Raw genomic sequence first — 13993 nt, 5'->3', positions numbered from 1 at the left:
TTCCCGAAAGCCCTAGCGAGCGCGGCATGACGAATACTCCCCTCAGCGTGGTGCTGGTGTCGGGCGGACTCGACTCGATGGTGTCGGCAGCGCTGGCCCGCGAGGCCGGGCACCGGTTGCTGGCGCTCTCGATCGATTACAACCAACGCCATCTGGTCGAACTGGCGGCGGCGCGGCGGATCGCGGCGGCCCTGGGTGCCGAACGCCATGTCGTACTGCCGCTCGACCTGTCGGCCTTTGGCGGCTCGGCACTGACCGACGCGTCGATCGCCGTGCCCAAGGACGGCGTGGTCGAGGACGTGATCCCGGTCACCTACGTCCCGGCGCGCAACACGATCTTCCTTAGCCTGGCACTGGGTTGGGCGGAGGCGGCGGGCGCGCGCGATTTGTGGATCGGCGTCAACGCGCTCGACTATTCGGGCTATCCCGACTGTCGGCCGGAGTTCATCGCCGGGTTCGAGCGGCTGGCCGAACTGGCGACGCGGGCAGGGGTCGAAGGCGATCCGTTCCGCATCCACGCCCCGCTGCAGAACATGACCAAGGCCGATATCGCGCGCGAAGCGGCCCGGCTGGGCATCGATGCCGGGATGAGCTGGTCGTGCTACGATCCGGTCGGCGATCTTCATTGCGGGCGCTGCGACAGCTGTCGCCTGCGCGCACGCGGTTTCGTCGAGGCGGGCCTGCCCGACCCGACGCGCTACGCGGAACAGCCCGACACCGGCCGATGACCTATTCGGTCAAGGAAATGTTCCTGACCCTGCAGGGGGAAGGGGTGCATGCCGGTCGGCGCGCGGTGTTCGTGCGCTTTGCCGGGTGCAATCTATGGACCGGGCGTGAAGTCGACCGGGCGAGTGCGATCTGCAAATTCTGCGACACCGATTTCGTCGGCACCGATGGGGCGGGCGGTGGCAAGTTCGTCGATGCGGCGGCATTGGTCGCGGCGGTGGTCAGCCACTGGGATGGTGCGATCAATCGCCGCTTCGTCGTGCTGACCGGTGGCGAGCCGATGTTGCAGATCGACGATGCGCTGGTCGACGCCCTGCATGCGACGGGCTTCACCGTTGCGATCGAGAGCAACGGCACGATTGCGGCGCATCCCGGCATCGATTGGGTCTGTATCAGCCCGAAGGCGGGCAGCGACGTGGTCCAACGCCGGGGCGACGAGCTGAAGCTGGTCTGGCCGCAAGCCGGGATCGACATCGACGCACTGGAACGCTGGGACTTCGCCCACCATCTGGTGCAGCCGATGGATGCGATCGGCATGGAAGCGATCAACCGCGACGCAGCGGTCGCCTTCGCGATGGCGAGGCCGAAATGGCGCCTTTCGCTGCAAACGCACAAGCTGCTCGGTCTGCGTTAGGCTGCCTTCGCGGCGATCGTGATCTCGTAGGCGCCGATCAGTGGGTCGTGATGCAGCGGCGCGCGCAGCTGACGCGACAGGCCCAGAACGATCCGGCCATAGCGGCTGGCGACGAGCGACTCCAGTTCCTCGCCTTCGACCAACGCCGGCGAGCTGGCGCGCAGCACCGCGGTATCGGTGCCCGCGACGTGACGAAGCGAGACGCCGATCTGCGCCTCCGCGTTCACCGACACCGCGAGTTCGATCAGCTCGGTCAGCAGGAACGACACCGCCACCGCGACGTCCTGCGTCACCAGTACGGATTCCACGTTCAGCGTGATGCCGAGCTTCGTCGCGTTGCTAGATGCGGTGGCGCGGATGTTCGAGGCCAGTTCGCCGATCACCGATTTCAGCTCGAGCCCGCGATTTTCCTCCATTTCGGCATAATGGTGCCGATGGACCACCGCGAGCGCGTCGACGCGGCGCTGGATCGTGGCATAGGCGTCGACCGCCGCCTCGCCATGCGCGCTGCGGGCGTGAAAATTGATCAGGCTGGCGATGACCTGCAGGTTGTTCTTCACACGGTGATGCACTTCGCGCGTCAGCTTGGTTTGCCGCACCAGTCCATCGGCCATCGATTGCTCGTGGCGCTCCACAGTGTGGGTCAGTTCCTGGAACGTCTCGCCCAGATCGGCGATTTCCTGCGCCGGTATTGCACCCAAATTGACCTGCGCCATCGGATGGCCGGGGCGATAGCGTTCAATATCATCGCGCAGCCGCCGCAGCGGACGGATCAGCAGCCGGTCGACCACGAACCAGCCGATACCGGTCGCCGCGATCCACATCACCAGCGGCAACAACATCGCCACGATCGCCGACGAGGTAAACGGCGCGCGCCGGACCGCCATGGTGAAGGCGAGGTCGTCGATGCCGAGCGGTATGCTGACCCCTTCGCGTCGGTCGATGCCCGACTGGACCGGCAACTGCGTCAGGGTGAGCTCGCCGTCCCGGCCATGCTGCAATCCGCCCTCGAACGGGGTGGCAAAGCCGCTGGGCTGCGCCAGTTCGCGCAGCATCGTCACCGGAAAGAACGCGACCGCGCGCGATTCGCTGACGCCACGGATATCCAGCACCAATCCGCCATCGGGCACGATCTGCGCACGAACGCCGCCGGCGTCGGGCGCACCGGTCATGCGCACGGGGATCGCGGTCCCGCATACCAGCCGCCCGTCGGACGAGTAGATGCCGAAACGCGCCCCGATCGAGGTCTGTTGCGCGAACACGCCTTCGACGCGCGCGCAGCTGGGCGAGTTGGCCGGATCGGTGCTGAGTGCGGTCATCGCGACGCGCAGCGCCGTCATGTCGCCGACCAGCTCGATCGCCAGCGCGCGCGACGCCTCGGTCGCAGCCACGCGCAGCCGCGCCCGCAGATCGATGTCGGCGATCCGCGACGTCTGCAGCGTCGCGAACAGCGCGATCAGCGCCAGCGGAAGGAGCGCCGCGCTGAGGATCAGCATCAGCTTCGCGCCGGTCGGTGCCCGGCGAAGCGCGGCGGTCGGACTGGGCGGTTTTAGTCGAGCGGATGAGGTGCTTGTCACGCCCCCGCGGCTATTTCAACTTGCTCAACAAGTCGAGCATCTCATCGGGAACGGCCTCGCCCGCTGCATCCTGATAGACGGCGCGCAGGGCATTGCCGAGGTTCGACGCATCCCTCTTGTCCGGCAGGGTCGCAGCGGTTTTCGCCTTCGACTGCTGAGCCGCCTGTTCATCCTTCACGAAGCAATGCCTTCCCCCGATGCGCGGTCAAATGCCGGCACGAAAATCACATGCCAGACAACGTCGATACAATCTGGCGTCAACGCGTCGGGCGCACATGAAACTAAAGACGCGCTCGCTGGTTCCATTACCCGACGCGAACTCGGGGGAGGCGTTTTCTCCGTGATTGTATCGTTGATGTTGAGTTTTGCGGTGACGGGTCGACCGGCGCCGCGTCCAAGGAGACCTATCTGACCATGTCGCTCGGACAGCAGCTTGCGCCGCACCTTCCTTTCCTCCGGCGCTACGCCCGGGCGCTCACCGGCAGCCAGAGCGAAGGCGATCAATATGTCCGCGCGACGCTGGAAGCGATCGTCGCGGCACCCGAAGAATTTCCGCGCGATGTCGATCCCCGGCTGGGCCTATATCGCACCTTCCAGGCGATCTGGGCCTCGTCGCAGCCCGAAGCGTTCGGTGCGGCCAGCGCATCGGGCGACGAGAACGAGGCGATCGCCCAGGCGCGCCTCGCCCGCATCGCGCCGTTGTCGCGTCAGGCACTGCTGCTGACCGCGATGGAAGGCTTCACCACCGAAGACGCCGCCTATCTGATCGAAGCGAGCCCCGACGAGGTCGAGGATCTGGTTGCCGAGGCGCTGCGCGAGATCGAGCAGCAGACCCGTTCGCGCGTGATGATCATCGAGGACGAGCCACTGATCGCGATGGACCTGGAGCAGATTGTCCGCGATCTGGGCCACGACGTCACCGGCGTCGCCGTTACCCGCGACGAAGCGGTCGCGTTGGCCATGCAGGATCGCCCCGGCCTGGTGCTGGCCGACATCCAGCTGGCCGACGACAGCTCGGGCATCGATGCGGTCAAGGATATCCTGTCGGAATTCAACGTGCCGGTGATCTTTATCACCGCATTCCCCGAGCGGTTGCTGACCGGCGAACGTCCCGAACCGACGTTCCTGATCACCAAGCCGTTCCAGCGTTCGACCGTGAAGGCGGCGATCAGCCAGGCGCTGTTCTTCGACGAAGCGACGGTGCCGGAAGCTGCCGAATAACGGTACGGACCCAAAACGAACTTCGGGGGTTGATAGGCCATGGCAGACGATCAAGACCGCATCCATGTGAGCGCCACCGAAGCGCGCGCAGGCGCAACCCCCGGCGTGACCCGCTATATCCTGATCGTGTCGCTCGTCGCCGCGATCGGGGTCATGGCGTATATCCTGCTCACCTGAAGGCGTCGGCCGGACCGTCCGGCACGGACCGCCGGGCAGTGCTGGCAATCGGCCATCGACAACCCTATGTTCGGGTCAGCCCCCACACGGGCCGACTGCGTAGCGAACGGATAAGAATGACTGAATCCGACATCAGCGAGGACGCGGCAGGCGAGGTGCGGGAGCACGTCGCGTTGCCGGACCCCGAGTTCAAGAAGCAACTGGCGCAGGTCATCCCGCATCTGCGCGCGTTCGGCAGGTCGCTGTCGGGCAGCCGCGATCTGGCGGACGATCTGGTGCAGGAAACGCTGCTGAAGGCATGGGCCGCGCGCCAGCGGTTCCAGGCCGGCACCAACATGCGCGCGTGGACCTTCATCATCCTGCGCAACCTGTATCTGTCGCAGATGCGCCGTGCGCGCTTCAAGGGCGAGTGGGACGATCTGGTCGCCGACCGCATCCTTGCCGCCCCTGCAAGCCAGGATCGCCACGTCGAACTGGCCGACATGCAACGTGCGTTGCTACACCTGCCACAGCCGCAGCGCGAAGCGCTGATCCTCGTCGGTGCCGGTGGCTTTGCCTATGAAGAAGCAGCGGAAATCTGCAATGTCGCGGTTGGCACGATCAAGAGCCGCGTGGCACGCGGTCGCGTTGCGCTGGAAGCGTTGATGACCGAAGGCAAGCTGCCATCGCGTGCGGAACAGCCGGACAACAACGGCCAGACCGTACTCGACACGATCATGGGCGAAGTGGACGACCTCAGCCGAGAGCGCTGAGGTCGATTACCGGTCGGACCATTTGTCCAGCCGTTGCACATATTGATCCCACATTCCCGGCAGGCGCATGTCCTGCCCATAGACATCGCGCAACGCCCGGCCGATCCCATCACCGGCGTTCGGCGCACGAACGACCTGCCCCGCAAAGGGCCGTTTGACGGAAGGGGGGACATAGGGTGCCATGCGTCTCTAACGAGCGCATCGTCGTTTCGTTTCACGCATTTACCCGATAGCTAGCCCCATTGGTCGCGGTTGCTACGAGGGCAAAATGGAAATTTCATCGGATGTGCTGGCGCGGGTGCGCGACGGTTCGCCCTTCCTGTCGACACTGATCGATCGTGAAGCCGATTTCCTGACGCGGACCCACGGGTTCAATGACGATATCCTGTCGGCGATCGCCGCGGAGCCAGATCTGCCATTGGCGCGGCAGTTGCGGATCGAGCGGCGGCGGGTCGCGTTGCTGGTGGCGCTGGGCGATCTGTCGGGTGCCTACGACCTGACGAAGGTGACGCGGACGCTCAGCGATTTCGCTGACCGCGCGCTGCACCGCGCGATCGTGCAGGCGATCGAGGAGCGCACGCCGGGTGCCGCGCCGGTCGGTTTCGCCGCGATCGCGCTGGGGAAACAGGGGAGCCACGAACTCAATTACTCGTCCGATATCGACCCGATCCTGCTGTACGATCCCGCCGTCCTGCCCCGGCGCGAATGCGACGATCCGGCGGAAGCGGCGGTGCGGGTTGCCAGGCGCGCGGTCGAGCTGCTGCAGGCGCGCGACGGCGATGGCTATGTGCTGCGGGTCGACCTGCGGCTGCGGCCGTCGCCCGAAGCCACGCCGATCGCGCTGCCGGTCGATGCCGCGGTATCCTATTACGAATCCGCCGCACTGCCATGGGAGCGCGCCGCGTTCATCCGCGCACGGGCGGTGGCGGGCGATCGCGCGCTGGGCGATCGGTTCCTCGAGGCGATCCGGCCGTTCGTATGGCGGCGTGCGCTGGATTACGGCGCGATCGGCGAAATTCGGGATATCACTCGCCGCATCCGCGACCATTATGCGCAGGGGCAGGCGTTCGGGCCGGGATACGACCTGAAACGCGGGCGCGGCGGCATCCGCGAGGTGGAGTTCTTCGCGCAGGTCCATCAACTGGTCCATGGCGGGCGTGATCCGGCATTGCGCGCGCCGGCGACCCGCGATGCGCTGTCGGCGCTGGCGACGGGCGGACGGATCGATCGTAGTGAGGCGGTGGCGATGGATGCCGCCTACACCTTGTTCCGCACGATCGAGCATCGGTTGCAGATGGTCGACGACCGGCAGACGCACAGCCTGCCCGAACAGGACGAGGCGCTGGACCGGGTGGCGCGGCTGCATGGTGCGGCGGATGGGCGGGCGCTGCTCGACCTGCTGGCGCCGCATGTTGCGGCGGTCGGGGCGATCTATGACCGGCTCGACGGAGCGGGGTCGAAGCGACTGCCGGTCGAGGCGGAGCCATTGGCGGAGCGATTGACGGCGCTGGGCTTCGCATCGGGCGAGCAGGGCGCGCGGCGGATCGCCGATTGGCGCGGGGGTGCCTATCCCGCGTTGCGCAGTCCGGCGGCGCGTGCGGCGCTGGAGGACAGCCTGCCCGGGCTGGTCGAGGGATTGGCGACCGCTGCCGATCCGCACGCCGCGCTGTTGCGGCTCGATGCGATGCTGGCGCGATTGCCGAGTGCGATCAACCTGTTCCGCCTGCTGGAGGCCCAGCCGGCACTGGCACGGTTGCTCAGCAGGATCCTGTGCCATGCCCCGACACTGGCCGAGGCGCTGGCGCGGCGGGCGACGTTGCTGGACGCGCTGATCGATGCGCGGGCGCTGGAACCGGTCGGCTCGGTCGAGGCGCTGGCCGCGGAGATGGATGCGCGGGGCGGCGACGGGTATGAGCGACTGCTCGACCATGTGCGCGACGTGGTGAACGAAAAACGGTTCATGCTGGGCGTGCAGGTGGTCGCCGGGACCGGCGATCCGCTGGCGGTGGCGGCGGGCTATGCGCGGGTGGCGGAAGCGGCGGTGCGGGTGCTGTCGGCGGCGACGACCGATGAGTTTGCGCAGCGGCATGGCCGGGTGCCATGCAGCGAGTTGATCGTGCTGGCGCTGGGGCGGCTGGGGGGCGGGGCGCTGACCCATGCCTCCGACCTCGACTTGGTCTATTGCTTCACGGGCGATTTTTCCGGCGAGTCCGATGGGGCGAAGCCGCTGGGGGCGGTACTCTACTACAACCGGCTGGCGCAGCGATTGACGGCAGCGTTGTCGGTACAGACCGCGTCGGGGCCGCTGTACGAGGTCGATACGCGGCTGCGGCCGTCGGGCGCGCAGGGGCCGCTGGTCGTGTCGCTGGCCGGGTTCGAACGCTATCAGCGCGAGGATGCGTGGACGTGGGAGCATATGGCGCTCGCCCGGGCACGGCCGATCGTCGGATCACCGGCGGGGCAGGCGGAGGCGGCGGCAATCATCGCGCGCGTGCTGGGTGGCGATCGGCCGGAGCGTGACGTGGCGGCCGAAGCAGCGACGATGCGCGCCGACATGGCGCGGCACAAGCCGCCTTCGGGACCGCTGGATGCGAAGCTGGCGCCGGGCGGGCTGGTCGATCTGGAGTTCGCCGTCCATGTCACGCAGCTGCGCGCCGGGCAGGGGCTGGTGCCGCAGCTGGGCGCGGCGATCGATGCGCTGGTGGAGCAAGGGCTGCTGCCCGCGGCACTGCGGCCGGCGCATGATTTCCTGACCCGGTTGATCGTCGCGATGCGGCTGGTGGCACCCGACGGGCAGGTGCCGTCGGCGGCGACACAGCCGATCCTGGCGGCAGCGCTGGGGTGTGCCGACTGGCCGGCGGCGCTTGCCACGCTGGACGACGCGCGGCAGATCGTCGCGGAAACCTGGGCCGATGTGGCGCAGCAGGAGGGCAACGATGGAAACCGGTGATATGCTACCCGAAGGCCGGCTGACGCTGGCTGATGGCACGGTCGTGGCGCTGCGCGACTATGTCGGACGCCCGCTAGTGGTCTATTTCTATCCCAAGGCCGATACGACCGGCTGCACGCGCGAGGCGCAGGACTTTTCGGCACTGGCCGAGGGGTTTGCGGCGCGCGATGCGACCGTGATCGGCGTGTCGCGCGACACGCCGGCCAAGCTGACGCGGTTCGTCGCCAAGCACGCGCTGACCGTGACGCTCGCCAGCGATGAGGACGGGTCGGTGTGCGAGGCATTCGGCGTGTGGATCGAAAAGCAGATGTACGGCCGCAGCTATATGGGGATCGAACGGGCGACGTTCCTGTTCGATGCCGCGGGAAAACTGGCGCAGCAATGGCGCAAGGTGAAGGTTGCGGGCCATGCGCAAGCCGTGCTCGACGCCGTCCCGGCGTGAGACGATCGAATCGATTGCGATGGCCGCGAACATGCTGAGCGAACGGAACAAATCGGCATTCCGCAAACAGGGTTAAACGACTCACCGTATGGGTACGACGGTTCGACGCGACGAACGGCCGTCGCGCTTGCGTAGCACGGGCCCCTTCCGGCAAGTCCTGCATCCGTCAGCACGCGGTGGGGCAGCCGTCGAGACATTGGGGTTCATCGTTCGTGTCGGCGTTCCGACGCGCGCATAACGCTCGGATAGCGGGACAGAATGTCGATTACTTCCGTATTGAAAAATAACGTCGCTCCGTTCGCGGGGTTCCGTTCGATCTTCCGGACCCGCCATTTCCTCCTGCACGACGGCAAGCAGCTGCGTCGTCACACGATCACCGGCCGGAACCAGGCGGCCGCCGCCGGGCTCGCCGCGATTACCGTCGCTTTTTCGGCCTATGGCATGGGGCAGGCGGCGATCGGGACCGCGGTCGCGTCGGACGACAAGGTCGCATCGATGCAGCAGCAGGTCGATGCGATGCGCGCCGATGTTGCTCGCCTGCACGCCGATGCCCGCGCCCATGCCGCCCGGCTGGACAAGCGGCAAGCGGCGCTGGCCGCGGTGCTGACCGGCGGCGACAATGCCGATGGGCTGGTGCTCGCCGCGCTCGAACAGAAGCCCGCCAGCGAAGCCAGCCTCGTCACCCGTCCGTTCGACCGCGTTGCGCGGCAGCAGGCGGCGATGGCGGTGCAGGCCAAGGCGATGGCCGACGCCCGCTATGCCGATACCGCGCGCACGCTGCGCAAGCTGGGGCTGAACCCGCGCCGCGTGATGCCGGCGATGGGCGGTCCGTACGAACCGGTCGACGCCGCGACCGCTGCCGCCGCCACCGCCGCGTCGGCGACCGCCGATGCGCAGGCCGACGCGCAGTTTCGCGCGCTGTTCATGAGCTGGAAGAAGCTCGACACGATCGAACGCGCCGCGATCTCAATCCCGTCGTACCAGCCGGTCGCCAGCCTGTCGTTCACCAGCAATTTCGGTGTCCGTTCCGACCCGTTCCGGGGTACCGCCGCGATGCACGCCGGGGTCGACATTCCCGGCCCGATCGGCACCCCGGTCTATGCTACCGCCGACGGCATCATCGCTCGCGCCGAACGCGCCGGCGGCTATGGCAACCTGATCGAAGTGAACCATGGCAAGGGCATCGCCACCCGCTATGGCCATTTATCGAAGATCATCGTGCGCGATCACGAGCGCGTGAAGCGCGGGCAGCTGATCGGACTGATGGGATCGACCGGCCGTTCGACCGGCAGCCACCTGCATTACGAAGTCCGCATCGACGGATCGGCGGTTAATCCGGCGCCATATCTGCAGGCCGGGCAGCTCGCGATGGCGGCGGACCGGGCGCAGCGGCAGCGGCTGGCGATGGGTGGACCGGTCGTCGACGAATAAGGCGTCCGATCGTCCGCGCCGGTTGCCGTTCGCAGCCCATGCGCTTATCTGCACGCGATGGATATGACCGTGACCGACGTGACCCTGTCCGCTGCCGCTGCGGCGCGCGTGGCGGCGATTGCCGCGAAGCAGGAAAAGCCCGCGATCCTGCGCCTGTCGGTCGAGGGCGGCGGCTGTTCGGGGTTCCAGTATCGCTTCGGCCTGGCCGATGGCATCGACGCCGAGGATAGCGTCGCGGAAACCGACGGCGTGAAGCTGGTTGTCGATAACGTCAGCCTCGACCTGGTGCGGGGCAGCGAGGTCGATTTCGTCGAATCGCTGGGCGGCGCGGCGTTCCGCGTGACCAATCCGCAGGCGGCGTCGGGCTGCGGCTGCGGCACCAGCTTCGCCGTCTGACGTGCGGATCGTCACCTACAACGTCAACGGCATCAAGGCGCGATTGCCCCGGCTGATCGAGTATCTGGCCGATGAACAGCCCGATATCGTCTGCCTGCAGGAACTGAAGTCGAGCGACGAGACCTTTCCCGAGGCCGATATCCGCGCCGCGGGCTATGGCGCGCTGTGGCATGGGCAGAAGGGGTTCAACGGCGTCGCGGTGCTGGCGCGCGGGGCCGATCCGGTCGAGCGGCTGCGCGGATTGCCGGGTGAGCCCGAGGACGAGCATAGCCGCTATCTGGAGGCGGAGGTCGACGGGCTGGTCGTCGCGTCGATCTATTTGCCTAACGGCAACCCGCAACCGGGGCCGAAATTCGATTACAAGCTGCGCTGGATCGAGCGGTTGCGCGCGCGGGCGGCGCTGTTGCTTGCCGAGGAACGCGCAGTGGTACTGGCGGGCGATTACAACGTCATCCCCAATGACGACGATGTGTTTTCGGTCCGCGCGATGGCGAGCGATGCGCTGATGCAGCCCGAGTCGCGCGCGGGCTATCGCGGGCTGGTGGCCCAGGGGTGGACCGACGCGCTGCGCACGCGCTTTCCGAAGGGCGGGGTGTGGACCTTCTGGGACTATCAGGCGGGCGCGTGGCAGCGCGATGCGGGATTCCGCATCGATCATCTGTTGCTCAGCCCGGTTGCCGCCGACCGGCTGGTCGATGCCGGCGTCGACAAGGCGTATCGCGGGCGGGAAAAGGCGAGCGACCACGCGCCGACCTGGGTCCGGCTGCGTTGAAGCGCCTGTGCGCCGCCCTGCTGGGCATGGTCGCTTTCGTGCCGGTCGCGGCGTCCGCGCGCGATTACTGCCCGACGCGGCCAAGCCTCGGCCAGTCGGCGTGTACGCTCGATACCGGGCGCGTTGCGATCGAAACTGCCCTGTCCGATTGGGAACGCGACAGCGACGCGGACACCGTGCTGTTCGGCGATACGTTGTTCCGGCTGGGGTTGGCCGATCGGGTCGAATTGCAGGTCGACTGGACACCGGTCGGTGTGGTCCGCGATCGCGCGACCGGTGGCCGTACCGCACGGAGTGGTGATCTGGAGATCGGCAGCCGCATCGCGCTCAAGAGCCCGGATGGCAAAGGGCTGTCCTATGGCCTGCAGCCATCGGTGACGGTGCCGGTCGGCCGCTCGCCGGTCGGGGCAGGGGGATGGGGTGCGGCGCTGGTGGCGCCGATCTCGTACGACTTGAGCAACAAGTTGAACCTGCAATTCTCGCCCGAGATCGCAACCATGCCGCGCGAGGATCGCGGCGGGAACATGGCGGTGGCGACGGCGACGCTGGGCCTGGGTATCGCGGTCAGCGACAAATGCCAGCTGACAGTCGAGGGCCAATGGTCGCAAGACGGCATGACGACCGAACACCGTGCAGCACTGGCGGTGGCGTGGCAGGTTTCGGACGATTTTTTCATCGATGCCGGCGGGGTGGCCGGGCTGGACCACGATACGCCGGCATTGCGCGTTTATAGCGGATTGTCGCGCCGCTTCTGATTGCCAAGAGTTGGTGTGGTGCGCGGCGTTTTGGTGGCATGTATCACACCTACAACTGTAGGCATTCGCTAAGTATCTGTAAAATAACGGCCTGAAAAACTGGCACGGTCGCTGCAAAGCTTGATGCAACTCCGGCAGGAAGCCGGAATGTTCAGGGAGACAGCATCATGACCACCATTCGTTTCGCCGCGTCGATCGTCCTCAGCCTTGTCGCCACGACCGCTGCCTTCGCCGCCGAACCCGAAGCCGCGCCCTCCGCAGCGACCACGGTAACCGCTGCTTCGACGGCAGTTACCAGCGTCGCGGGCGGCACTGTCACCGTCCGTGCGGGCAAGGAAGCGCTGGCGTACAAGGGCGCGCGGAACGCCCGCTACTGCTTCCGCGCCGAAACGACCGGAAGCCGCATCAACCGCACCCAGTGCAACAGCCGCGCAAATTGGGAAGCGATGGGTGTCGATCTCGACGCCGCGCTGGGCGGTCGCTGATTGCGCGTAAGGGAGGATATCCAATGACCATCGCCACGCTGCTCGCGGCACTTGTCGCCGCGACCAATCCGACTGCCGCTCAGCCCGCACAAGCAACCACGCCGCCCGTGAAGGTCAAGCGCTACTGCATCCGCGACCGTCGCGAAGGCGCGATCGACCGCCGCCGGATTTGCCGGACGCGCGAGGATTGGCAGGCGCGCGGTTTTGACCCGGTCGTCGCGATCGGTGAGCGTTGATCGATACATATCGAACCGGCGCGGCAAGGGCCGCTGGGTCACCCCCACCCTTCGCCGCCTTCGGCGTCTTTCCCTCTCCCGCCGGGAGAGGGAGGGAGGCGCGAAGCGCCGGAAGGGTGAGGGCGATCACATTCGATCAAAATCGGACCTGGAGACCCAGCCTTCGCCGGGTGAGGTTCCACAGAGTTGGATCGAACTCTGGCGTTCGCCGTCAGATCGTGCGTTCGTACATCTGATAGACGCGGTTGATCTTGCTATCGATCGTCGTCGCGATCGCGTTCATGCCCTGATTGTCGTCGAGCACCCAGCCGATCTCGCCCCGCGTCGCGCCGAATTTCGCCACGGCATCGCGGCGGATATATTCGATCATCATGAAGGCCAGCTGGCTCGCCATCCGCGACGCCTGCAACCGCTTGACCACGCCCATCAGCGGCACGCGCATCGTCCGCGCCTTGGGCGCGCGCAGCCACAGCAGCAGTTTCAGCCAGTTGAACGGGAGCAGCGATCCGCCCATCGGCTTCAGCGGCTCGTTCATGTCGGGCAGGGTGATCATGAAGGCGACCGGTTCGCCATCGAGTTCGGCGATGCGGATCAGGTCCTCGAACACCAGCGGCTTCAGCTTCTTGCCGACATCGTCGACCTCGGGCTGGGTCAGCGGCACGAAGCCCCAGTTGTCGGACCATGCGTCGTTCAGGATACGCAGGATGATCTCCGCCTCGTCGGCAAACTTGGCCTTGTTCACCCGGCGGATACGGATGCGATCGTTCTTTTCGCCCGCCGCGACGATGCGCTGCACGATCGGCGGGAAATCCTTGGTAATGTCGAGGTCGTAGGTGACGAGTTGTTTGACCGGGGCATAGCCGGCATCCTCGATCCACCCCTGATATTGCGGCAAGTGATGGCCCATCAGCACCGTCGGGCTATGATCGTGGCCCTTGATCAGCAGGCCGGGTTCTTCCCAGATCGACAGGGCACACGGACCGATCGCGCGCGTCATGCCCTTCGCCCGCAGCCATTGTTCGGCCTGCGCGATCAGTGCCTCGGCGGTCGCTTCGTCCTCTGCCTCGATCATGCCCCAGAAGCCGACGCCGGGACCGAAGCCCTTGTCGGTCGGCATGGTCAGCGCCAGCGTGTCGAGATGCGCGGATATCCGGCCGACGACCTTGCCGGCGCGCTCGGCGACGTAGAGTTGCGCCTCGGCATGGCTGAACCAGCCGTTTTTCTTCGGGTCGATCTGTCCGGCGACCTCGCTTTTCAGCGGTGGCACCCAATGCGGGTCGTTGGCGTACAGGCGATAAGGGAGCGCGATGAACGCCTTGCGATCGGCAGCGGTTACGACCGGACGGACGGTGATCGACATGGCTCTCCCCCAACATGCAACGGGGCGGCAATGCGCCGCCCCGTATCAAACTTCAAATGACAAATCGGTCATGCTCGCC

General features: G+C 66.6%; 17 protein-coding genes. 13 read left to right on the top strand and 4 right to left on the bottom strand.

Translation table 11 applies throughout. The features are described 5' to 3' along the window. Positions 1-26 precede the first annotated feature (26 nt). Together queC and queE are read left to right on the top strand one after the other, a co-directional pair. Entirely contained in the window at positions 27-728 is a 702-nt protein-coding gene (queC, locus tag MF610_RS01965; protein WP_242192423.1) for a 7-cyano-7-deazaguanine synthase QueC, read from the top strand. After that, positions 725-1360, top strand: coding sequence for a 7-carboxy-7-deazaguanine synthase (queE, locus tag MF610_RS01960; RefSeq protein ID WP_242192422.1), 636 nt, complete (start codon positions 725-727; stop codon positions 1358-1360). Before queC ends, queE begins: the two co-directional genes overlap by 4 nt. Here the strand turns inward: queE and MF610_RS01955 are convergent. Both MF610_RS01955 and MF610_RS01950 read right to left on the bottom strand, forming a co-directional pair. Continuing rightward, positions 1357-2856, bottom strand: a complete 1500-nt coding sequence (locus MF610_RS01955) for a sensor histidine kinase (RefSeq protein ID WP_242192421.1) — start codon at positions 2854-2856, stop codon at positions 1357-1359. The two genes, queE and MF610_RS01955, sit on opposite strands and share 4 nt — an antisense overlap. 91 nt (positions 2857-2947) lie before the next feature. Then, a complete protein-coding gene (locus MF610_RS01950; RefSeq protein ID WP_242192420.1) occupies positions 2948-3115 on the bottom strand; it encodes a NepR family anti-sigma factor in 168 nt (55 codons plus the stop codon). A 236-nt stretch (positions 3116-3351) separates the two neighbouring features. Between MF610_RS01950 and MF610_RS01945 the strand changes: the two genes are divergently transcribed. From MF610_RS01945 to MF610_RS01935, 3 genes are all read left to right on the top strand, one after another. Further along, the gene (locus MF610_RS01945) at positions 3352-4158 is read left to right on the top strand and encodes a response regulator (protein WP_242192419.1); all 807 of its coding nucleotides are present in this window, start codon (positions 3352-3354) and stop codon (positions 4156-4158) included. A 39-nt stretch (positions 4159-4197) separates the two neighbouring features. After that, positions 4198-4335: a hypothetical protein gene (locus tag MF610_RS01940; protein WP_242192418.1), complete on the top strand. Its 138-nt coding sequence runs from the start codon at positions 4198-4200 to the stop codon at positions 4333-4335. Between the two features lie 116 nt (positions 4336-4451). Further along, positions 4452-5087, top strand: coding sequence for a sigma-70 family RNA polymerase sigma factor (locus MF610_RS01935; RefSeq protein WP_125658812.1), 636 nt, complete (start codon positions 4452-4454; stop codon positions 5085-5087). Positions 5088-5093: 6 nt separating this feature from the next. Here the strand turns inward: MF610_RS01935 and MF610_RS01930 are convergent, their stop codons facing one another. Then, the gene (locus MF610_RS01930; protein ID WP_242192417.1) at positions 5094-5270 is read right to left on the bottom strand and encodes a hypothetical protein; all 177 of its coding nucleotides are present in this window, start codon (positions 5268-5270) and stop codon (positions 5094-5096) included. 85 nt (positions 5271-5355) lie between these two features. Between MF610_RS01930 and MF610_RS01925 the strand changes: the two genes are divergently transcribed. The 8 genes from MF610_RS01925 to MF610_RS01890 all read left to right on the top strand — a co-directional run bounded on the left by MF610_RS01925 (position 5356) and on the right by MF610_RS01890 (position 12554). Beyond that, the gene (locus MF610_RS01925; protein WP_242192416.1) at positions 5356-8037 is read left to right on the top strand and encodes a bifunctional [glutamine synthetase] adenylyltransferase/[glutamine synthetase]-adenylyl-L-tyrosine phosphorylase; all 2682 of its coding nucleotides are present in this window, start codon (positions 5356-5358) and stop codon (positions 8035-8037) included. Continuing rightward, positions 8024-8479 (top strand): peroxiredoxin, encoded by a 456-nt coding sequence (locus tag MF610_RS01920; protein ID WP_242192415.1) that lies wholly within the window; start codon positions 8024-8026, stop codon positions 8477-8479. The genes MF610_RS01925 and MF610_RS01920 overlap by 14 nt, the downstream gene beginning before the upstream one ends. Before the next feature lie 258 nt (positions 8480-8737). Further along, entirely contained in the window at positions 8738-9910 is a 1173-nt protein-coding gene (locus MF610_RS01915) for a M23 family metallopeptidase (protein WP_242192414.1), read from the top strand. A 63-nt stretch (positions 9911-9973) separates the two neighbouring features. Continuing rightward, positions 9974-10306: a HesB/IscA family protein gene (locus MF610_RS01910; protein WP_242193554.1), complete on the top strand. Its 333-nt coding sequence runs from the start codon at positions 9974-9976 to the stop codon at positions 10304-10306. Position 10307: 1 nt separating this feature from the next. Beyond that, positions 10308-11078 (top strand): exodeoxyribonuclease III, encoded by a 771-nt coding sequence (gene xth / locus MF610_RS01905; RefSeq protein ID WP_242192413.1) that lies wholly within the window; start codon positions 10308-10310, stop codon positions 11076-11078. Continuing rightward, positions 11075-11833 (top strand): transporter, encoded by a 759-nt coding sequence (locus MF610_RS01900; RefSeq protein WP_242192412.1) that lies wholly within the window; start codon positions 11075-11077, stop codon positions 11831-11833. Before xth ends, MF610_RS01900 begins: the two co-directional genes overlap by 4 nt. 167 nt (positions 11834-12000) lie before the next feature. Beyond that, the gene (locus MF610_RS01895) at positions 12001-12318 is read left to right on the top strand and encodes a hypothetical protein (RefSeq protein WP_242192411.1); all 318 of its coding nucleotides are present in this window, start codon (positions 12001-12003) and stop codon (positions 12316-12318) included. 23 nt (positions 12319-12341) lie between these two features. Continuing rightward, positions 12342-12554 (top strand): hypothetical protein, encoded by a 213-nt coding sequence (locus tag MF610_RS01890; protein WP_242192410.1) that lies wholly within the window; start codon positions 12342-12344, stop codon positions 12552-12554. Between the two features lie 211 nt (positions 12555-12765). Here the strand turns inward: MF610_RS01890 and MF610_RS01885 are convergent, their stop codons facing one another. Continuing rightward, positions 12766-13914: an N-acetyltransferase gene (locus MF610_RS01885; protein ID WP_242192409.1), complete on the bottom strand. Its 1149-nt coding sequence runs from the start codon at positions 13912-13914 to the stop codon at positions 12766-12768. Positions 13915-13993 lie beyond the last annotated feature (79 nt).

It is taken from the genome of Sphingomonas hankookensis (genome assembly GCF_022664465.1).
Lineage (GTDB): Bacteria > Pseudomonadota > Alphaproteobacteria > Sphingomonadales > Sphingomonadaceae > Sphingomonas > Sphingomonas hankookensis.
This window is presented reverse-complemented; position numbering and strand designations above follow the sequence as displayed.